Origin of the sequence: Hydrogenophaga sp. (genome assembly GCF_051860785.1) — a bacterium.
In the GTDB taxonomy this organism is placed as follows: domain Bacteria; phylum Pseudomonadota; class Gammaproteobacteria; order Burkholderiales; family Burkholderiaceae_C; genus Hydrogenophaga.
In genome coordinates this window covers 15,557-35,163 of the sequence record NZ_JBIMLB010000034.1, presented here as the reverse complement: position 1 = coordinate 35,163, position 19,607 = coordinate 15,557, and the positions used below count along the sequence as shown (strand labels likewise).

General features: G+C 65.1%; 24 protein-coding genes. 15 read left to right on the top strand and 9 right to left on the bottom strand.

Translation table 11 applies throughout. From position 1 onward, the window contains the following. Both ACTIF6_RS26040 and ACTIF6_RS26035 read left to right on the top strand, forming a co-directional pair. Window positions 1–590 (top strand): serine hydrolase domain-containing protein (locus ACTIF6_RS26040; RefSeq protein ID WP_439590625.1); only part of this gene is annotated, 590 nt, incomplete at its 5' end. 4 nt (window positions 591–594) lie between these two features. After that, window positions 595–1,173 (top strand): hypothetical protein, encoded by a 579-nt coding sequence (locus ACTIF6_RS26035; protein WP_439590624.1) that lies wholly within the window; start codon window positions 595–597, stop codon window positions 1,171–1,173. Between the two features lie 93 nt (window positions 1,174–1,266). Here ACTIF6_RS26035 and ACTIF6_RS26030 read toward each other — a convergent pair whose 3' ends face one another. Beyond that, on the bottom strand, window positions 1,267–1,992 hold the full coding sequence (locus ACTIF6_RS26030) for a GntR family transcriptional regulator (RefSeq protein WP_439590623.1): 726 nt from the start codon (window positions 1,990–1,992) through the stop codon (window positions 1,267–1,269). A 59-nt stretch (window positions 1,993–2,051) separates the two neighbouring features. Between ACTIF6_RS26030 and ACTIF6_RS26025 the strand changes: the two genes are divergently transcribed. From ACTIF6_RS26025 to ACTIF6_RS25995, 7 genes are read left to right on the top strand one after another with little or no spacing between them, the layout of a single operon-like run. Further along, window positions 2,052–3,713: a GMC family oxidoreductase gene (locus ACTIF6_RS26025; protein ID WP_439590622.1), complete on the top strand. Its 1,662-nt coding sequence runs from the start codon at window positions 2,052–2,054 to the stop codon at window positions 3,711–3,713. Beyond that, window positions 3,710–5,149 (top strand): aldehyde dehydrogenase family protein, encoded by a 1,440-nt coding sequence (locus ACTIF6_RS26020; RefSeq protein WP_439590621.1) that lies wholly within the window; start codon window positions 3,710–3,712, stop codon window positions 5,147–5,149. The genes ACTIF6_RS26025 and ACTIF6_RS26020 overlap by 4 nt, the downstream gene beginning before the upstream one ends. Continuing rightward, window positions 5,149–6,291 (top strand): mandelate racemase/muconate lactonizing enzyme family protein, encoded by a 1,143-nt coding sequence (locus ACTIF6_RS26015; protein ID WP_439590620.1) that lies wholly within the window; start codon window positions 5,149–5,151, stop codon window positions 6,289–6,291. Before ACTIF6_RS26020 ends, ACTIF6_RS26015 begins: the two co-directional genes overlap by 1 nt. Next, entirely contained in the window at window positions 6,288–7,772 is a 1,485-nt protein-coding gene (locus ACTIF6_RS26010; protein WP_439590619.1) for a sulfatase family protein, read from the top strand. The genes ACTIF6_RS26015 and ACTIF6_RS26010 overlap by 4 nt, the downstream gene beginning before the upstream one ends. Next, window positions 7,769–8,743: a Bug family tripartite tricarboxylate transporter substrate binding protein gene (locus ACTIF6_RS26005; RefSeq protein ID WP_439590618.1), complete on the top strand. Its 975-nt coding sequence runs from the start codon at window positions 7,769–7,771 to the stop codon at window positions 8,741–8,743. Before ACTIF6_RS26010 ends, ACTIF6_RS26005 begins: the two co-directional genes overlap by 4 nt. Continuing rightward, on the top strand, window positions 8,740–9,087 hold the full coding sequence (locus ACTIF6_RS26000) for a YidH family protein (RefSeq protein ID WP_439590617.1): 348 nt from the start codon (window positions 8,740–8,742) through the stop codon (window positions 9,085–9,087). The genes ACTIF6_RS26005 and ACTIF6_RS26000 overlap by 4 nt, the downstream gene beginning before the upstream one ends. After that, on the top strand, window positions 9,084–9,404 hold the full coding sequence (locus ACTIF6_RS25995; RefSeq protein WP_439590616.1) for a DUF202 domain-containing protein: 321 nt from the start codon (window positions 9,084–9,086) through the stop codon (window positions 9,402–9,404). Before ACTIF6_RS26000 ends, ACTIF6_RS25995 begins: the two co-directional genes overlap by 4 nt. A 9-nt stretch (window positions 9,405–9,413) precedes the next feature. Here the strand turns inward: ACTIF6_RS25995 and ACTIF6_RS25990 are convergent, their stop codons facing one another. Then, window positions 9,414–9,689 (bottom strand): hypothetical protein, encoded by a 276-nt coding sequence (locus ACTIF6_RS25990; protein ID WP_439590615.1) that lies wholly within the window; start codon window positions 9,687–9,689, stop codon window positions 9,414–9,416. Window positions 9,690–10,105: 416 nt separating this feature from the next. Here ACTIF6_RS25990 and ACTIF6_RS25985 point away from each other — a divergent pair, with 416 nt between their 5' ends. Continuing rightward, window positions 10,106–10,384 (top strand): hypothetical protein, encoded by a 279-nt coding sequence (locus tag ACTIF6_RS25985; RefSeq protein WP_439590614.1) that lies wholly within the window; start codon window positions 10,106–10,108, stop codon window positions 10,382–10,384. After that, window positions 10,381–10,926, top strand: a complete 546-nt coding sequence (locus ACTIF6_RS25980) for a DUF4256 domain-containing protein (RefSeq protein ID WP_439590613.1) — start codon at window positions 10,381–10,383, stop codon at window positions 10,924–10,926. Before ACTIF6_RS25985 ends, ACTIF6_RS25980 begins: the two co-directional genes overlap by 4 nt. Window positions 10,927–10,941: 15 nt before the next feature. Here the strand turns inward: ACTIF6_RS25980 and ACTIF6_RS25975 are convergent, their stop codons facing one another. Then, on the bottom strand, window positions 10,942–11,835 hold the full coding sequence (locus ACTIF6_RS25975; protein ID WP_439590612.1) for a c-type cytochrome: 894 nt from the start codon (window positions 11,833–11,835) through the stop codon (window positions 10,942–10,944). 60 nt (window positions 11,836–11,895) lie between these two features. Next, complete coding sequence (locus tag ACTIF6_RS25970; protein ID WP_439590611.1) at window positions 11,896–12,504, bottom strand: DUF2889 domain-containing protein; 609 nt, start codon at window positions 12,502–12,504, stop codon at window positions 11,896–11,898. A 52-nt stretch (window positions 12,505–12,556) separates the two neighbouring features. On the opposite strand from ACTIF6_RS25970, the gene ACTIF6_RS25965 reads away from it, so the two are divergent. Further along, a complete protein-coding gene (locus ACTIF6_RS25965) occupies window positions 12,557–13,054 on the top strand; it encodes a cupin domain-containing protein (RefSeq protein ID WP_439590610.1) in 498 nt (165 codons plus the stop codon). A 12-nt stretch (window positions 13,055–13,066) separates the two neighbouring features. Here the strand turns inward: ACTIF6_RS25965 and ACTIF6_RS25960 are convergent, their stop codons facing one another. Next, complete coding sequence (locus ACTIF6_RS25960; RefSeq protein WP_439590609.1) at window positions 13,067–14,284, bottom strand: MFS transporter; 1,218 nt, start codon at window positions 14,282–14,284, stop codon at window positions 13,067–13,069. A gap of 95 nt (window positions 14,285–14,379) precedes the next feature. On the opposite strand from ACTIF6_RS25960, the gene ACTIF6_RS25955 reads away from it, so the two are divergent. Next, window positions 14,380–15,303 (top strand): LysR family transcriptional regulator, encoded by a 924-nt coding sequence (locus ACTIF6_RS25955; protein WP_439590608.1) that lies wholly within the window; start codon window positions 14,380–14,382, stop codon window positions 15,301–15,303. A 13-nt stretch (window positions 15,304–15,316) separates the two neighbouring features. Here the strand turns inward: ACTIF6_RS25955 and ACTIF6_RS25950 are convergent, their stop codons facing one another. From ACTIF6_RS25950 to ACTIF6_RS25935, 4 genes are read right to left on the bottom strand one after another with little or no spacing between them, the layout of a single operon-like run. Then, the gene (locus ACTIF6_RS25950; RefSeq protein ID WP_439590607.1) at window positions 15,317–16,024 is read right to left on the bottom strand and encodes a DUF2848 family protein; all 708 of its coding nucleotides are present in this window, start codon (window positions 16,022–16,024) and stop codon (window positions 15,317–15,319) included. Window positions 16,025–16,038: 14 nt separating this feature from the next. Beyond that, window positions 16,039–16,449, bottom strand: coding sequence for a RidA family protein (locus ACTIF6_RS25945; RefSeq protein ID WP_439590606.1), 411 nt, complete (start codon window positions 16,447–16,449; stop codon window positions 16,039–16,041). 26 nt (window positions 16,450–16,475) lie between these two features. Beyond that, window positions 16,476–17,357, bottom strand: coding sequence for a fumarylacetoacetate hydrolase family protein (locus ACTIF6_RS25940; RefSeq protein WP_439590605.1), 882 nt, complete (start codon window positions 17,355–17,357; stop codon window positions 16,476–16,478). A gap of 38 nt (window positions 17,358–17,395) precedes the next feature. Continuing rightward, complete coding sequence (locus tag ACTIF6_RS25935; RefSeq protein WP_439590604.1) at window positions 17,396–18,088, bottom strand: GntR family transcriptional regulator; 693 nt, start codon at window positions 18,086–18,088, stop codon at window positions 17,396–17,398. A 276-nt stretch (window positions 18,089–18,364) separates the two neighbouring features. On the opposite strand from ACTIF6_RS25935, the gene ACTIF6_RS25930 reads away from it, so the two are divergent. Further along, on the top strand, window positions 18,365–18,784 hold the full coding sequence (locus tag ACTIF6_RS25930) for a RidA family protein (protein WP_439590603.1): 420 nt from the start codon (window positions 18,365–18,367) through the stop codon (window positions 18,782–18,784). Window positions 18,785–18,797: 13 nt separating this feature from the next. After that, entirely contained in the window at window positions 18,798–19,607 is an 810-nt protein-coding gene (locus ACTIF6_RS25925; protein WP_439590602.1) for an alpha/beta fold hydrolase, read from the top strand.

The following is a 19,607-nucleotide window of genomic DNA, read 5'->3' as shown; positions in this document are numbered from 1 at the left end:
GCCGGACGCCGCACCGGCTATTACACCGCCGTTTCATGCGGCGCGGAAGGCGCCCAGCGCCATGGAAAACTGATACCGGCTTCTTCGTGCCTCCCGAGCAGCAGCACCGCATCGCCGAGGCTTTCGAACACGACCCCGACGGCGGCATCCAGATGGCCATGCACGACCCGCGCGAAGTGCCCGCGCTGGAAATGGGCGGCGGCGGCCTCATGTCCACCGCACACGACTACGCGCGCTTCCTGCAATGCCTGTGCAACGGCGGTGAACTCGAAGGCCAGCGACTGCTGTCACCGCACACCCTGGCCTGGATGACGGCCGACCACCTGGGCAGCGCCATCGCCCACACCGACAACCCCCTGCTGCCGCCGGGCCACGGCTTCGGTCTCGGCGTTGCCGTGCGCACCGCCGCCGGCATGGCGCCCGTGCCCGGCTCGGTGGGCACCTGGCACTGGAGCGGCATCGGCGGCACCCACTTCTTTGTCGACCCCGCGCAGGAACTGTTTGCCATCTTCATGGCGCAGGCGCCGAACCAGCGGGTGCATTACCGGTCGGTGATGCGTGGGTTGGTGTATGGGGCGTTGGTAGGTTGACGCCATGCCCTGGCTGCCCATGTACCTCACAGAATCCGACGCTTCGGCGTTGATCGACCTGCTTGCACAGGATCCCGAGATAGCCTTTCTTGTTTCCGACGGCCCTAAGCGCTGGCGTGCGGTCAACGCAATTGACTTCAAAGGTGATGAACGGATCGCCCTGTGGCACGTACCCAGCGGGCCTTTGCCGTTGCTGCCCGCCCAACACGGAGCAGCAATTCTTCAGGTGCAAGACCCCTGGTCGGGGTGGACAGAAGAACGAACGGGTGCCAACCCCAAGACGCCTTTCTTTGCCTCGCACACTGGCGCCGTCTGGTTGAATCTGCGCACCAGGAGCAAAGATCCCGACAGTTGCTGCGGCCTGTCTTCCTTTGAATGGATAGGCAACTATTACAAGATCATTGGCAATGCAGCCGCACCCAGTACCGATGCCTGGTGGAAATCGTTTCGCCGGAGAGTGACAAAGATCAGCCGCAAGGTTCCGAGACAGGGACTTTCCGGTTCGTTGCCTCCGGAAATTTTCGCATTTCCTTCTGCATATGCCCTGCTAAAGGCCGGTGGTGTCGCTGATCTCAACGCGTGATTCGATTTCTAGCGTCGGCGTTGCTGCCCCGCCTTTCCACGCGGGCCGGTCCAGCGACATCCGCTGGCCATCTCGGGTCAAGGATCGTTGAATTCAGCATTGCAACTCGATCTCCCACTTGACCCAGTCGCCACGATAAATGACTTCTGCGTAGTACAGGACCTGTTCTTTTTTGTCCAGGAACACACGGCTGACATGGGCCACCGGTGCGCCGGACTTCATCTTGAGCAGGCGTGCCGTCTCGGCATCGGCGGAGGCGATGGACATGGTCTGGTGCGCCCGATGGATATGCACATTCTTCATGCGGAGCAACTGCGGTATCACGGCGTTCGTCCGGAAACCTTCCGGTGATTGCACGAAGATGTCCTGCAGCAGGTGCAGAGAAATCAGGGCATAGGGCTTGTCTTCGGTGAAGTGAAGCCGGCGCATGTAGACATAGTTCGCGCCGAGTTTGCCCACCTCCGAACCGATCTTGGGGGTGCCGTGCGCCTCGTCGAAGGTCAGCATTTTCGCGGTGGTGGACTCGTACATCTGCGCCAGCGACTGCAGCGAGGTCTTCATCACCACGGTGTTCGGTGCGTCCTCGCTCTTCATCACGACCGTGCCCAGCCCACGCCGCGGCGACAGCAAGCCTTCCTTCGTGAGCAATTGCACCGCCTGCCTGACCGTCACGCGGGCCACGCGGAACTCCTCGGCGAGTGCCTCAAGGGTGGGTATCAGGCTGCCTGCAGGCCACTCCTTCTTGTCGATGCGTGAGCGCAGGATGTCCGCCATCTGCAGGTACAGGGGAATGGGGCTGTCCGACAAAGGGCTTGACACCGCATTTTGCTTTAAAGTACTATTAACCATTCTTTTGGACTTTAGGTGTTTAAGTCATTATGCGGCAGTTCTCGGGTTTCGACGGCGTGGGCGGTGGCTACGACTACATCATTGTCGGGGCAGGCTCCGCAGGCTGCGTGTTGGCGAACAGGCTTTCCGCCGATCCGCAGGTGCGCGTCTTGCTGCTGGAAGCGGGGGGGGCCGATCGAAACTTCTGGCTGCGCCTGCCGGTCGGCTACTTCAAGACCATCTACAACGCGAAGTTTTCGCGCGTGTTCGATGCCGAGGGTGGTGAAGCCTTGGGTGGCCGCCATGTGGCCTGGCCACGCGGCCGGATTCTCGGGGGATCGAGTTCCATCAACGGTCTCATCTACCTTCGTGGTCAGCGCGAAGACTTCAACACGTGGGCCGCGGAGGGCGCTACGGGGTGGGACTACGCGTCGGTCCTGCCCTTCTTCAAGAAGTCGGAGGCGTTTGCCGGGCCCGATTCCCCCTACCACGGCAGGCTCGGGGAACTGGGGGTCTCCGAACTGCAAAACGATCATCCCTATTGCGACCACTGGCTTGATGCGGCGCAGCAGTTCGGTTTGCCCCGCAACGTCGACTTCAACGGTGAGACGGACTACGGCGTCGGTGCCTTTCACCTCACCATTGCGGGTGGCTGGCGGTCGAGTGCCTCCGTCGCATTCCTGCGTCCCGTGCTGCACCGTCCGAACCTGACGGTGGTGACCGGCGCGCACGTCACTCGCGTGTTGTTCGCCGGAACGCGCGCCACGGGCGTGGAATGGGTGCATGACGGTGTCCGCACCAGCGCAGTCGCGGATGCAGAGGTCATCCTCAGTGCCGGCGCGATTCAGTCGCCACAGGTGCTGCAGTTGTCCGGCGTGGGACCGGCCGCGCTGTTGCGCCAGGCGGGTATCCCGGTGATCGCCGATGCGCCCGAGGTTGGTGCGAACCTGCAGGATCATTACCAGGTGCGCACGATCGTGAAGCTGCGCAAGCGGCATTCCATGAACGACCATGTGCGCAACCCATTGAAGCTGGCATCGATGGGGCTGGAGTGGATGCTTTTCAACCGAGGTCCCCTCACCGTGGGCGCCGGGCAGGTCGGTGGATTTGCGCGCACGCGGTACGCACGCGATGACCGCGCGGACATCCAGTTCAATGTGATGCCGCTTTCCGTGGACAAACCTGGCGAACCGTTGCACCGGTTTTCTGGCTTCACCGCGACCGCGTGCCAGTGCCGCCCCGATTCGCGCGGCTCGGTCGGCATCGTCTCGGCCGATCCGATGGCTGCGCCGCGCATCCAGGCCAACTACCTGGCGGAAGAGATCGATCGCCGTACCGTGGCCGACGGCGTGCGCATGCTGCGCGAGATCTACGCGCAGCCGGCCTTCCGGGATCTCGTGGACACGCCGGTATTGCCCGATGCGACTCATCGCAGCGAAGACGACCTGCTGCGTTTCGCTCGCGATCATGGCAGCACGGTGTTTCACCCCTGCGGGACCTGTCGCATGGGCGATGACGACCGCGCGGTCGTGTCGCCCCGCCTGGAGGTGAACGGCGTCTCGGGCCTGCGTGTCATCGACGCGTCGGTGATGCCCCGAATGACGTCGGCCAACATCAATGCCCCGACCATCATGATCGGCGAGAGGGGCGCAGACATCGTCCGGGCGGCCGCCCGGAAAGACAACCCAGTTCGGGGTGGGGCAATCGCATGAAATTCACTTACGGCAACCTGATCGGTGGCGTTTGGCGCGACACGCCGTCGACGTTCCACACGATGAATCCTGCGCGGCCTTCGCAATGTGCTGGAACCTACGCACTGCCGACGACCGGCATGGTCGATGAAGCGGTGGAGGCCGCAGCTGACGCGCAGCGGGCATGGCGCAAGCTTCCCGCGCCGGAGCGCTGCGCGGCTCTCGCCCGCTTTGTCGATGCGATCGAAGCGAACCGGGAGCGGCTGGCTCACGCCGTGACTGTCGAGCAGGGAAAGACGCTCGTGGAAAGTCGCGGCGAAATCGCCAAAGCCTGCGCGGAGAGCCGTTTCATGCTGCAGCACGTGATGACCGGCGAGGGCACGAGGCATGTGCCCGCGCTGCGCGCCGGCGTGCGCAACATGGTGCTGCGCCGCCCGCGCGGGGTGATCGTCGCGATCACCCCGTGGAACTTTCCGGTGATGACGCCGATGCGCAAGATCGCGCCGGCGCTGGGCTTTGGCAACGCCGTGATCATCAAGGCGTCGGAATTCACGCCAGCGGCTGCGTGCATTCTCGGTGAGCTCGCGGCCGGTGTGTTGCCCGACGGCCTGCTGCAGGTGCTGCACGGTGGCCCGGACATCGGCAACGCGTTGGTGAGTCATCCGGGTGTGCACGGTGTCACCTTCACGGGTTCCGTCGGAACGGGCAAGCGCATCGTCGCCGCCACGGCGAGCAACCTCGCCGAGGTGTCGCTGGAGCTGGGGGGAAAGAACGCCGCCGTCATCCACGATGCGGACGACCTGGACGCCTGCCTGGATCAGGTGGCGAATGCGGCGCTGATGTGCACCGGCCAGCGCTGCACGGCCGTGAGTCGCGTGCTGGTGCGCCGGGAATTGCGCGCACAGGTTGCACAAGGCCTCGCGGAACGTGCGGGCAACATGCGCGTCGGCAATGGCCTGGACGCTGCCACGCAGCTGGGCCCGATCACCCACCGTGCCCAGCTCGACCATGTGATGTCGGCCGTGAGCAAGGCCCGGGAGGAGGGCGCCCGGGTCGCTGTGGGCGGACGGCGGTTGGAGATCGAGGGCTGCGAAGGCGGCTATTTCTTCGCGCCCACCGTGCTCGATGGCGTGCGGCCGGATTCGGCCGCTGCGCGCGAAGAGATTTTCGGCCCGGTCATCAGCATCGTCGAATACGAATCGCTCGACGACGCGCTGAATCTCCTCAACAGCGTGGAATACGGCCTGACCGCTGCGTTCTTCTCCAACGATGCGAAAGCCATTGCGCGCTTCGTCGAGGAGTGCGAAACCGGCATGCTGCACGTCAACCATGGCACCGTGCCAGACAGCCACATGCCTTTCGGCGGCATCAAGGCTTCGGGCGTCGGTGCCTACTCCGTCGGCCCGAGTGCTGCCGCCTTCTACACCACGGAACATGCCGTGTACCTGGGGAAATGATGCATCCCATCAACCTGAAATCCATCGGCGTTTCGGTGTACCGTGTACCGGTGGAAACGCCCGTGCAGACGTCGTTCGGCGTGCTGAAGGATCGCGCCGCAGTCGTGGTCCATGTCACCGACGCGGCAGGTGCACAGGGCTGGGGCGAGATCTGGTGCAATTTTCCGACCGTGGGAGCGGAACACCGCGCTCGACTGGCCATGGCCAATGTTGCACCGCTGGTCCTCTCGCGCACCTGGCAATCGCCCGCCGAATGCGGCGCGGCCGTCGATCGCGCGATCCGCATCCTCGCCATCCAGTCCGGCGAGCCGGGGCCGCTGGCGCAAGTGGCGGCGGGTGTCGACATCGCGCTGTGGGATCTCGCCGCGCACAAGGCGGAGCTGCCGCTCTGGCGCCTGTTGGGAGGCACGTCGCCAAAGGTGCACGTCTATGCCTCTGGCCTGAATCCCACGCAGCCGGAGCGACTTGCAGCGAGCAAGGCGGCGGAGGGGTACACCAGGTTCAAGCTGAAAGTCGGATTTGGCGCCGAACGCGACGCATCCAACCTTGCGAACCTGCGATCCACCCTGGGCGATTCGGCGACGTTGATGATCGATGCAAACCAGGCCTGGGAGGTCGACGAGGCCGTGCGCATGTCCCATCGGCTTGCGCGATCCGGGCCGATCTGGCTGGAGGAGCCCATCGCGGCCGATGCGCCGCTGCAAGCGTGGCAGCAACTTGCTCAGCAAAGCGCGATCCCGCTGGCCGCCGGGGAGAATCTGCGGAGCGCGGATTTCGGCCGGTTCCTGGCGTCCGGTGCCCTCAAGGTGCTGCAGCCGGATGTGGCGAAGTGGGGTGGCTTCAGCGGCTGCGTCCCGCTGGGAGCGCAAGCGGCAGCGGCAGCGGCATGGCTCTGCCCGCACTGGCTGGGAGGCGGCATCGGCTTGCTCGCCACGCTCCATCTCAAGGCGGCGATCGGTGGCGAAGGTTACGCCGAAGTCGATGCGAATCCCAACCCATTGCGCGAACTCCTGGCCGGTGCGCTGCCGCCGGTGCGCGACGGCAGCATCACGCTGGGTGACGAGCCCGGCCTTGGGGCGCGGCCGCAACTCGACGCACTGAAGCCCTACCTGACGCTGGAAGACATGGAGACTTCATCTTGAACGCGAAACCCAACATCATCCTGATCATCACGGACCAGCAGCGCTTCGACACCATCCAGGCCCTCGGTGCGCCGTGGATGAAAACCCCGGTGCTCGACAAGCTCGCGCAGGAAGGCACGGCATTCACCAACTGCTACGTTACCTCGCCTGTGTGCGTGGGTTCGCGCGCGAGCCTCTTCACGGGGATGTATCCGCACGCGACGGGTGTCTTCACCAACTTCCATCCCTGGGAGCCGACCTGGGTGCCGTGGCTAGCCGATGCCGGCTACCACTGCGTGAACATCGGCAAGATGCACATCAACCCGTATGACGCGAAGGGCGGTTTTCATCAGCGGTTCTTCATGGAGAACAAGGATCGCCCGCTCTTCCTGGATGAACATCCACGCGCGCTCTACGACGAGTGGGACAAAGCGCTGCACGCGCGCAAGCTGCAGAAGCCCAGCCGCTACACGCGCTTCAACGAAGACCCTGAGGGCTACCGCAACGCCCTGGGTGCTTTCCCGTGGCACCTGGACGAGGACATGCAATCCGACATGTTCATCGGCGACAACGCCGTGTGGTGGCTCAAGGAGCGCAAGTCGACCGCACCGCTGTTCCTGCAGATCGGATTCCCGGGGCCGCACCCCCCGTACGACCCGTTGCCTCGTTACCTCGACCTGTACAAGGATGTGGATATCCCGGTGCCGGAGACCAGCGACGCGGAACTGGCGGCGCAGCCCCCCTCGCACGAGAAGCTGCGCAACAACATGATCCGCAACAACTACGACTCGGTGTCATGGAAGGAGCGGCCGTCCCGGGAAGAGCTGCTGCGCATCCGGCGCCACTACGCGGCCAACGTGACGATGATCGACGACAAGGTCGGCGAGATCATGCAGACGCTCGACGAGCGTGGTTACCTCGACAACGCCGTCGTCATCTTCACATCGGATCACGGGGACGCACTGGGCGACCACGGCCATATCCAGAAGTGGACGATGTACGAAGGCTCGGTGAAGGTGCCGCTGATCGTCTGGTCGAAGACGATGGTGGGACCACGCAGGAACGATTCGCTGGTGCAGCTCATGGACGTTGCGCCGACCGTGCTGGAGGCAGCGGGTGTCACGCCACCAGCGTCTTTCGAAGCGAAGTCGCTTTGGCCGATCCTCAAGGGCGAGACATCGAAGATCCGCACCGAGGTGTATTCGGAGCTGGCGCGCGACCACATACAGACCGGTGCGGAGTACATGGTGATGCGCCGCGACGAGCGCTGGAAGCTGGTGTTCTATCTCGGCGAGGCGTACGGCGAGCTGTACGACCTGCAGACGGACCCGGGCGAGCTGCAGAACCTCTGGAGCAGCGAAGCGCACATGGAACTGCGCGAGCGGCTCGTGAAGGATTTGCTCGTGTGGTCCATGCGAGGCTCCATCGCGAGTCGCCAGCAACCGACACCCAAACCTCAGCAGCCCATGCTGATTTCTTCACATCAAGGAGACAAGAAATGAACACATCCCGCCGTCATCTGATGCTTGCCCTGGCGGTCTCTGCCTGCGCGCTGCCCGCCGGTGCCCAGGACGCATTCCCATCCCGGCCGGTCGCGTTGGTCGTGCCGTTCCCCGCCGGGGGCGTCGTCGACGTTGTCGCGCGCATCGTGGGCCAGAAGATGTCGACCACACTCGGCCAGCCCGTCGTGGTGGAGAACAAGGCCGGCGCCGGCGGCACCATCGGTGCCACCCATGTCGCCCGGGCAAAGCCCGATGGCTACACGATCCTGCTGGGCGGTTCTGCAACACAGGTCTTCGGGCCGGCGCTCTACAAGAACCTGCGGTACGACGCGAAGAAGGACTTCGCGCCTGTTGGCCAGATCAGCTCGGGCCCACTCGTCCTGGTCGCCGGCTCCAAGGCCCCCGGCACCGACGTTGCGCAGCTCAAGAAATACCTCAAGGAGCAGGGCGTTCGGGCCTTCTACGGCAGCAACGGCAATGGCACATTCCCGCACCTCGCGGCGGAGTTGTTCAAGCAAGCCAACGGGCTGGCCGCGGCGCATATCCCTTATGGCGGAGGGCCGGCTGCGCTCACCGCGCTCATCACGGGGGACATCGCGTTCTCGATCAACCACATCCCCGTGGTGCAGGGCATGGTGAAGTCCGGCCGGGTTCGCGCGTTGGCGACCACAGGCAAGCAACGCTCAGTAGCCTTCCCCGACTTGCCCACGCTGGATGAGGCGGGCATGAAGGGCTTCGAGGCCAACGCCTGGTGGGGCCTCTTCGTGCCTGCAGGAACGCCACCGGATGTGGTCGGGAAGCTCAACCATGCGCTGGACATCGCGCTGAAGGACCCGGCCGTGCGCAGCGCGCTGGAAGCACAAGGCGACGAGGTCGCGTACAGCAACCCGAAGGACTTCGGCGCCTTCGTACAGGCGGAGTCTGTGAAATGGACGAAGGTCGTGAAGATCGCGGATCTCCGGCTCGATTGAGCGGTGCACTGCAGGGCGGTCAGGAACCGGACTACCGGTTCACGCTGGCCAACGAGAGAACCTTCCTGGCCTGGGCCAGGACGGCGCTGGCCATCCTGGCCGGAGCCATGGTTCTTCACCAGATAGGGCTGCCAGGGCCGAAGTGGGTGGTGCTCGGTGCCACTTGTGGCCTGGCTTTGTTGTCCGGACTGCTTGCCGCTGGCGCGTACCGGCAATGGCTGCACAACCAGCAGGCGATGCGGCATGCGATGCCGCTGCCGCGTTCTCCCCTCGTGCCATTGCTGGGTGCAGCCGTCACCCTCTTGAGCGCGGGAGGAGTGGCGGCGATGCTCCTGAGACCATGAGCGCGATCAGGGATCCCGGACTCCAGCCCGAAAGAACACAGCTGGCTTGGTCGCGTACCGGTCTCGTGATGGTCCTGGACGCCGCGCTCATGCTCCGCCTGGGATACGTTGGGGCCAGCACCATGTGGATGGTGAGTGCCGTTCTATTCGCAGCGCTGTCGATCGTGGTATTCGAAGCGGGCAGCCGGCGCGGCGCGGAATTGGCGATGAATCGGCTCTGCGCGCCACCACAAGTGCTGATGCTTTTCGTCTCCGCGTCGATGGTTGCCGCAGCGGCATCTGTCGTCGTCGCTTTTTTTCTTCTCTGCCGCCGATAGCGGTCACCTTCAAGCCAGACGACTCCCTTCCACCACCGCCCGCAACTCCGCCGTCGCATCCGCCACCAGCCCGATGCGCCGCTGCATGTCTTCGTGAAGCGCGCGCATCAACCGGCTCATGCTGATCCGCAGTTGTGCCATGTCTTCATCGTCGGTGGCGCGTTCGATCGACACGAACTTTTCCAGCTCCACCAGGGCGTTGAGCGTGGTGGAGAGGGACGCTGCGTGGCTGTCTGCCCTGGCGGCGAGCAGGAGGATGCGGGGGTGAATCGGTGCCGTGACCATGGGGATCTCCCTGGGAGTCTTGGTGTTCCATCACCGCCGCCACCGATGCGATGCGCAACGGTGGCGGCGGCTCGAACGGGTTGGTCTGCCGGGCACCTCTACGAGAACCGGTGGGCCTCGCGGCCCCCCGCCCGAGCCGCCAAAACTGGAGGCACGAGCGAAGAAGCCGCAGACACTGCGGTGCAGATAGATCCACGGCTTTCGCCGTAGAGGTGCGACGGGAGACCAATCCCGATCACGCCTTTTTCGCGTGACCGGCGCAGTATAGCGACGGGGTCTCGGTTTCAGGGGCGTTTGGGCTCGTGCTCAGTGACGATACCAGTACCCCCTATCCGTATGCAGAGGTATGGATGACACCGCCGACACGGCGCTGATATTCTCGGTTCCCCACACCCATCAGCGCGAGGAGGCGCCCTATGAAACAACAGATCGAACGTTTGTCACCGCATCAGAACGCCAAGGTTTTTGGCGTGCTCCTGGCGGTGGGGTCCCTGGCCTTCGTGGTTCCCTTCTTCATCTTTGCTGTGTTCGCAGCGCCTGCGGAACAGGCGCCGCCCGCCTGGCTTTTTCTGTTGTTCCCGATCGTCTACCTCGTGCTCGGCTACCTCATGGTGGTGGTGGCCTGTGCGGTGTACAACTTCATGTTCCGGTACGTCGGCGGCATCGAGTACACCGCCAAATCGGATGCGCCATGAAACCGCCAGCGCGAGATCAGTTGCTCAAGACGCTGAAGAGCCGTTTCGAGTCGAACATGCACCGCCATCCGGGCATGGCCTGGTCAGACCTGCATGAACGACTGCAAGGCAAGCCGGCAGCACTGAACTCGCTCGAAAAAATGGAGGCGACGGGTGGCGAGCCCGATGTGGTCGCGTTCGACGCCGCGACCGGCGCGTACACCTTCTGCGATTGCTCGGCAGAAAGTCCGGCGGGGCGAAGAAGTGTCTGTTATGACCGCGAAGGGCTCGAGTCGCGCAAGGAGCACAGGCCGGAGAACAGCGCCGTCGAGATGGCAGCGTCGATGGACATCGAGTTGCTGACGGAAGCCCAGTACCGGGCGCTGCAGGCCCTGGGCGACTTCGACACCAAGACGTCGAGCTGGGTGCAGACGCCGCCTTACATCAGAAAGCTCGGCGGTGCCCTGTTCTGCGATCGCCGTTATGGCATGGTGTTCGTGTACCACAACGGGGCGCAGTCGTACTACGCGGCCCGAGGCTTTCGCGGCTCGCTCACGGTCTGAGCGGCAACCTGCCGCTCAGCCTTTGCCTGGCAACGACTTCAGGTAAAGGTGCAATGCTCGCAGGTCCGTTTCGCTCATCTCGCGCAGCGATTCGAACGGCATCACTTGCACCGCCGAGCCATCCGGGCGCTTGCCGCTGCGGAACATGGCGATCATCGCGTCGGCATCCGGGTAGCGGTTCATCACACTGCCTTCGCCGGGCGCGAGTCTTGAAGCCGGCGGCCAGTCGGGTGGGCCGCCGGGAATCTTGCCGCCGACCAGCCCCTCGCGGTGGCAGCCGATGCACATGTTGGCCACGTAGTTGCCGTGCGCCAGCGTCACGCCTTCGGGCACGGGTTGCTCGGGTGGCAGGTTGTGGTCGATGCGGGCGGCGGCGTCCTTGATGACGCCGTAGCCATACAGTGCCTTCACCGGCAATGGCAGTTTCAGCACGGTGCCTTGCCCGCTGGCGGGGTGCAGCGAACGCACGTAGGCCACGAGCGAAGCCAGGTCGTCGTCGGTGAAGCGGTTGTAGTCTTCGCTGGGCATGATCATCAGCGGGCGGCCCTTCGGACTCACGCCGTGCCGGATGGCGCGCACCCAGTCCAGCGGCTGGTAGCCAGCCACCACGCCGCCGGGGCCGGTGGTGATGTTGGGGCCGGCGATCACCAGGCCGCCGTCTTCGGCAAAGGTGCGGCCGGTGCCGGTGCTGCCGTGGCAGTCCACGCAGCCGCGCGATGCAAACAGGTATTTGCCGCGTTCGAGCGCGGCGGCGTCGCTGCGGTAGGCCACCGGCTTCGCCGGCACGTCCACGAAGCGCTGCATCTTTCGCTCGGCCAGGAACACCCCGATCCCCAGCGCCGTGGCCGCCAGCAGCACGAGCGCGGCCAGCGAGGCGAGCAGCGTTCGCATCCAGTTTCTCTTTTTCATCGTCACCGCCTCCTGTGGTGAAACCACCGCCGGCATTTCACGCGAGCGCGTGGTGCGGTGTCAAGCGGTGCCGTCGCGCGCGGGCGGCTGCCAGCGGAAGAACATGGGGTACACCTTTTCGACCACCGGGCCGTTGAAGTCCCAGCCCACGCACTGGCCCAGGTGTGTCGGCGGCCGGCCATCGCCGGGGGGCGAGAACACGCCGGTGCGTGTCTGGAAAGCGGCGGTGGCCAGGTTGAACAGCAACTCACGCAGGTGCGTGCAGCCCTGGATACCGCCCAGGTGGCGCTGGATGGTGTGGCGCCAGCCACGGCCCAGCACCTCGCCCACCATGCCCTGCATGGGTGGCATCGCCTGCGGGCAGGGTTCGTGGGGAAAGGCGTCCATGGCCACGGCGATGTCGTGGATCACCATGGCTTCGTCGAAAGTGACGCGCAGCCGCATGTGGTGGATCGGTTCACCGGCGGCGATGTGTTCACCGGCCTTCAGGTCGATGTCGTGCGGCTTGCTGTCGTGCAGCTCGCCTTCGATGTCCCACAGGCCATCGTCCCGACGGAAACCGCGGTACTCCACGCGGCGGGTGTGCATGGGCGTGCGGGCTTGAGGTGGTGGCAACGGCAAGATGGACTCTCCGGGGAAACCTGGGCTGGGCAGGGTATTTTCGGTCATGCCCGGCGCTGCGAGTGGCACACTGGCAATGCCCCTCATTACCCTATCCGCCATGACGAAACACACCCACGATCACGACCATTCCCACGATCCCGCCTGGAAGCACGATGGCGTTCGCGTGATCCCGGGCAACCAGCTCGATGGCAACGTGCCTTCCACGCCAGGCATGGACCGCAAGGCCGCGATCAACTTCGCACGCGTGGGCGCGCAGAAGCTCTGGGCCGGCACCGTCACCATCCATGCCAATGCCAAGACCGGCGCGCACCACCATGGTCCGCTGGAGAGCGTGATCTACGTGGTGCGGGGCCGTGCCCGCATGCGCTGGGGCGAGCAGCTGGAATTCACGGCCGAGGCGGGCCCGGGTGATTTCATCTACGTGCCACCTTTCGTGCCGCACCAGGAGATCAACGCCAGCCCCACCGAGGTGCTCGAATGTGTGCTCTGCCGCAGCGACGGCCAGGCCGTGGCGGTGAACCTCGACATCGAACCGGTGGAGAAGCCTGAGCAAGTGCTGTGGGTGGACCCCACGCACCCCACCGGCGGCGTCTGAGCGGAGGTTCGCTCAGGCGCGCGCCGCGCGCCAGCGGATGGCCACCCCCACCAGGCCCGAGCCGGTTGCCAGCGCGGTCACGCCGACCCAGCCCGCGTGCGCAAACACCATGCTGCCCAGCGCGGCGCCCAGACCCATGCCGGTGAACATGGCCACGAAGAGCAGGGCATTGAGGCGGCTGCGCGCGGCCGGGTCGGCCGCGTAGATGATGGTCTGGTGCGACACCAGGGCGCCCTGGAAGCCCAGGTCGAAGCCGACGATGGCGACGGCGAGCCACGCCAGTTGCCAGCTTTGCGGCAGCCAGGGCAAGGGCGCCATGAACGCGAAGAAGACCGCCGCCAGGCCCCCCGCAACCAGCGAGGTGCGAAGGGCGCCTTGTCGATCGGCGAGGCGGCCGAACACGGGCGCGGCCAGCGCACCCGCGGCGCCGGCCAGCCCGAAGGCACCCGCCGCCGCGCTGCCCAGGTGGTGGGGTGCGCCATGCAGCCACAACGCCAGCGTGGACCACACCGCGCTGAAACCCACCGCCAGGGAGGCTTGCGCCAGCGCCGCGCGCCGCACCGCCAGGTGCTGGCGCCACAGACCCCCGAGGGAAGCCAGCAACGCGCCATAGGGCAACTGCGTGGTGGGTTTGAAGTGGGGCAGGAAACGCCACAGCGCCACGCCGAGCAGCGCACTGGCCAACGCAGCGGCGAGGAACATGGCTCGCCAGCCCAGGTGTTCGGCGGTCAAGCCGCTCACCACGCGCGAGAGCAGGATGCCCAGCAGCAGGCCGGTCATCACCGTGCCCACCACGCGCCCGCGCCGCGCCTCGGGTGCCAGCGTGGCGGCCGCGGGCACGATGTCTTGCGCCAGCGAGGCGGCCACGCCCATGGCCAGGCTGGCGATGAGCAGCGGCGCCACCGAAGGCGACACGGCCGCCGCGAGCAGCGCCAGCACCAGCAGCGCGACCTTGATCAGGATGAGCGTGCGCCGGTCATGGCGGTCGCCCAGCGGCGCGGTGAAAAGGATGCCGGCGGCGTAGCCCAGCATGGTGAGCGTGGGTACCAGGCCCATGGCCTGATCGCTGGCGCCGATGTCTGCGCCGATCACGCCCAGCATGGGCTGGCTGTAGTAGATCGCGGCCACGGAGAGCCCGGCGCCCGTGGCCAGCAGCAGGATCAGGTCACGGGAGATGCCGGGGCCTGTGGCTTGGGCCGACAACGTATTCGGAGATGGAATGGAAGACACCCTGTTAACCCTTGTATTTTGCTGAAAGGGAGTCTGGCACAGCGAAATCGGCCGCGCTAGACGCAAGGCGGGCACTTCAGTTATACGATTGGCGCATGAATGCAAACGCTGCAGGCGACCGCCTCGACCTCATGCAGACCTTTGTGCGCATCGTTGAGGCGGGCAGCCTCTCCGGAGCGGCAGCGCAGATGGGCACGACTCAGCCCACCGTCAGCCGGCGGCTCCAGGCCCTCGAGCGGTTGCTCGGCGTGCGCCTGTTGCAGCGGTCCACGCGCGGCATGCGCCTGACCGAGGATGGCGAGCGCTGCTTCGAGCGCGCCAAGGGCCTGCTGGAGCGCTGGGACGCGTTCGAATCGGATGTGCGCGGCGGGGGTGAGGAGGCGCAAGGACACCTGCGGGTGCTTGCGCCACACGCCTTGGGACAGGACCATTTCATGCGGCCACTCACCGGGTTCCTGCAGCGCAATCCGCGTGTGAACGTGGACTGGCTGCTGCGCGACGACGAGCACGACCTGATTGGTGAGGGCATCGATTGCGCCCTGCGCGTGGGCGAAGTGCGCGATCCATCGGTGGTGTCGATCAAGCTCATGGATGTGCCGCGTATCGTGGTGGGTGCGCCGAGCGTGCTGCGTGGTGGCCTCATTCCCCAGCACCCCGACGAACTCGCCGGCCTGCCGTGGATGGCGCTGCGCACCTACTACCGCACCGAAGTGGCGCTGTCGCACGAGGCGTCGGGCGACACGCGCCAGATCGCGATCCGGCCGCGCCTGAGCACCGACAGCCTCTATGCCTTGCGCAATGCGGCCGTGATGGGTCTGGGTGTGTGTGTGGCTTCGGCATGGATGCTCAAGGACGACCTGGCGCATGGGCGCCTCGCGCACCTGGCACCGCAGTGGCAGGCGCCACCCCTGCCGCTGCACCTCATCTATCCCTACGCCAGCTTCTACCCGGTGCGGCTGCGGCGTTTTGTCGAGGCGATGCGAGAGGCTGCGCCCACGGCACTGGGCCTGCCCCGGTGACGCGCGACGACCGCTATGCCGCCTCGAGTCGATCGGCCACGGGCATGACGTGCAGCGGCAGTTGCCTCACTTCGTAGCCATGTACCAGCCGGCGCCCCAGCACCGGATCCTCCAGCTCGAACTCGAATCTCGATGACGCGCACAGGGGACCGATGGTGGGCAGGGTGCCACAGAACATGAAGGCGTTGTCCTGCAGGGAATCGGTGGCATCGGCCCACAGCGCCAACAATTCGCTTGGCGGCAGCATGGCACCGACGGCGCCTTCCTGGTAGGTCTTGCGCTCATGCCCTTCCACCACGTAAGAGCGCAGCACCAGTTGGTCCCAATGACCGACAAGGTCTTCGAATGCCCAGAAGTCGGCGCACACGGGCTTCTCGCACAACTGCTTGGCCTGGGCTGCGCCCTGAGCTTCGACGCTGCGGTCGGTGTGATCGGAGCCGACACCGATCCAGAGCCGGCCATTGAGGCGCGCGAGCACGAACTCCACCTCGCCGCTGGTGGTGTCGCCAATCACCTCGATCAGCGCAGCCGTGGTGACGCGCGCCGCCGCCACACGGTAGAACACCGGCATGCTGGGTGGCCGCGCCACCCCGAGGGCTTCAAGCTCCCGCAGACGGGCTTCCATCGCGGGTCGGTGGCGCCCGGTCCAACTGGCCAGCACCAACTGGACCGGTGCCGTGCTGCGCACCTGGTGTTGGCCGCCCGAATGGAGGCGAAGCAAGAGTGGAGCTGGGCTCATGCCGAAGGCAGTCCCACCACCGCTTCGATCTCCACCTTCATGCCGGGCAGGGCGAGTTCACGGACGCCCACGAGCGTGCTGGCTGGCTTGGTGGTGCCGAAGTGGCGCTGACGCACTGGGTTGATCTTCGTGCGATCGGCGACATCGGTGAGGTAGACGGTCACCTTGAGGACATCGCCGAAACCTGCGCCCGCGGCGGCCAGTACCTTGCCGAGGTTGGACAGGATCTGCTCGGTCTGCGCGGCCGCGTCTTCGCCGCCCACCAGATTGCCGTCGGCGTCGTGAGCCGTCAGGCCGGACACGAACAGCAGGTCCCCGAAGCGAACGGCATCGGTGTAGTGGCTGATGGCGGGCGAAAGGCCGGGCACCGAGACTTCTTCGCGCTTGCCAGCTGTGGATGGGTTCATGGGAGTGCCTTTGCAGATGAAGAGGGTCAGGCGATGGGGTTCGACAGACGGCCGAGGCCGTCGATCTCGATGTCCATCACGTCGCCGCGTTGCAGGAAACGTGGCGGCGAAAAGCCGATGCCCACGCCGGCGGGCGTGCCGGTGGCAATGACGTCCCCGGGCCGCAGGGTGAGGCCGGCGGAGATGGTGGCAATCAACGTCGGAATGTCGAAGATCAGGTCGCGCGTGTTGGCGTTCTGCCGCAGTTCCCCGTTGATCCAGCACTTCACGTTCAACGCGGTCCCATCGAGTTCGTCGCGGGTCGCGATCCACGGACCCATGGGGCAGAAGGTGTCCAGCGACTTGCCCAGGAACCATTGCTTGTGCGTGGCCTGGCGGTCGCGTGCAGTCACGTCGTTGAGGATGACGTAGCCGAACACATGGTCGAGTGCAGACGCCTTGGCGATGTCGCGCCCGCCCTGGCCGATGATCACGCCAAGCTCGGCCTCGTAGTCCATCTGGTCGCTGGCGCCGGTGGGGTAGCGCACCGCTTCACCGGTGGCGATCACGGTTTCGGGCATCTTGGTGAACACGATGGGTGCGGTGGGGATTGCGTCGGCGGCCTTTGACGCACTGCTGTCGAATCCGCTGCGCGTGAACTCCTGCGCGTGCTCGCGGTAGTTTTTGCCGACGCAAATCACATTGCGGCGCGGGCGCGGAATGGGCGCGGCGAAGCGCACCTGCGCGAACGGCATTTCCTGCGCGTCGAGCGTAAGGCTCGAGCGCAGCGCGTCGAAGTTTTCAATGAGGGCGTTCATGTCGGTCAGTGGCTGGCCGTTGGCGGCGATCAGGCGGCGCACGGTCTGGCGTTCTGAATCGACCGAGGCGAGGACGAGTGATTCGCCCTGGACGAGGGTCGCGAGTTTCATGGGAGTTCCTTGTGTGGAGAGAGGAGAAAGCAGCCTGTTCACGCCGATGCTTGGTTGCGGGTCAGGCCTTCGATGAGACGGTCGCGGGTGTGTTGCGAGTGCGCGCGGGTGAGCTCGACGAAGTTGGCTTCATCGCCATTGACAAAGGCCTGCGCCATCTGGAGGTGTTCCTGCTGCGCCTGATGCAGGTCGCCCGTGAGGCGCACCTCGGTGCGGATGTACGACTCGATGACACCCCGCAGGTTTTCCAGCGCACGCATGTGGTGCGGGCACTTCGCTGGTGCGAGGAGGGCGTCGTGAAAACTCAGGTTCAGTTCGAACCAGTGGGCTCTGTCGGCCTCGTCGGATTGCGCGGCGAGGATCCCCATCTCACTGATGATGGCGTAGACCCGTGCGATGTCCGACTCGCTGCGTCGACGGATCGAGCGTTGCGCCAGTTCCGTTTCCAGCAAACGGCGCAGGTCGAAAGCCTCGCTGATCTCCTCCGGATCGAGCGTGGCCACTGCGTAGCCCCGGCGTGGTTGCAGCACCACCATGCCTTCGGCCTCCAGCCGGGGCAGGGCTTCGCGCAAGGGGCTGCGGCTCACACCGAGCCGCGCCGCCACCTCCTCCTGCCGAAGCATCTGCCCTGGCACGAACACGCCATTCAGGATCGCCTTGCGCAGTTCGCGGTAGACGATTTCGGGCAGGGAAAGGGCTGCCGCCATATTGAGGTTGGATTCCGCGGGCATGAGTCACTCCGTTGTTCACGAGATCGTATCAGTTTTATTTTAGATTGTATAAATTTCGGTGGTTTATGTGGCCTGCATCTTGCTTTTTCGATTTTGTTGGCAAGATATACCTCTAAGATTTTCACCAAAACCGTGCGGAACCGCTGATCAGATCTGGATAAATATAGGATGTCGAATAAAAGTGGTTGCACAAATTTTCATTTTGCATACAATCCGCAAAATGCAGAAATACCTGCCCGATATCCGTCAATTCCCTCATCACGTCAAGGAAGCCAGATGACCGCTCTCGTCGAATACCTCAATCCGCCCGGTGCCTGTCCAGCGCAAGGCCTGTACTCCCATGTGGGCAAGGCGGCGGGCAGCGAACTGCTGTTCGTGGCCGGTCAGTTGTCGGTGGCAGCAGACGGCAGCGTCGCCGGCAAGGGTGATTTCGCGGCTCAGTTCCACCAGGTGTTCAGCAACCTCGGCGATGTGCTCCAGGGCCTGGGCTGCACCTTCAACGACGTCGTCAAGTTCACCACCTTCATCGTGCATTCGCAGGACATTGATCAGTTCATGGAACTGCGCGCCGCGCTGTTTCCGACGCTGTTCAAGGGCCCGCTCTATCCGCCCAACACGCTGCTCGTCGTCGACCGGCTGGTCAAGGAAGCCTTCGTGATCGAGGTGGAAGCCATCGTGCGCGGACCGGGCAAGTAAGGCCGGAGATCGCATGACCGAAAACCGCTTTGATTTCGAAGGCCTTTCCGTGGCGACCTACCACGGTGGGCGCGGCGCGCCGCTGATGTTGCTGCACGGCTCGGGTCCTGGCGCTTCGAGCCTGGGCAACTGGCGCACGGTGCTCGCGCCCCTGGCCGAACGCTTCGAGGTGTTCGCCATGGACCTCGTGGGTTTCGGCAAGAGCGATCGCAAGGCCAGCGAACCGTATTTCGACTACGCGCTCTGGGTGCGGCAGGCGCAGGCCATGCTGGCCCGCGTGCCGGGCGAAAGCGTGGGTGTGATCGGCCATTCGCTCTCGGGCTCCATCGCGCTCACGCTGGCCTCGCTGGAGCCGCGCGTGTCCGCCGTCATGACCACCGGCACCATGGGTGGGCACTTCGAACCGGTGGCGTCGACGCGGCGGGTGTGGACCTGCCCGCGCAACCGGCCGGAACTGGTGCAGGCGCTCAGCGGCATCATCCACGACGCCTCGGTGATCGACGAGGCTTACCTGGCGGCGCGCGAACCCGTGGTGTTCGCACCGGGCTACGCCGAGTACTTCGACACCATGTTCCAGGGCGATCACCAGCAGTATGTGAACGCTGCGGTGCTATCGCCCGACACGCTGGCGGCTGTGCGTTGCCCGGTGCTCATGCTCCATGGCCGCAACGACATTGCCTTTCCTCCCTCCAACTCGCTCGACCTGGCCGCGCAACTGCCCCAGGCCGACGTGGCACTGCTCGGGCAGTGCTCTCATTCCGTCGCCTTCGAGCGCCCGGGCACCTTCCTGGCGTTGGCCAGCGAATTCTTCGGCGCCGCTTGA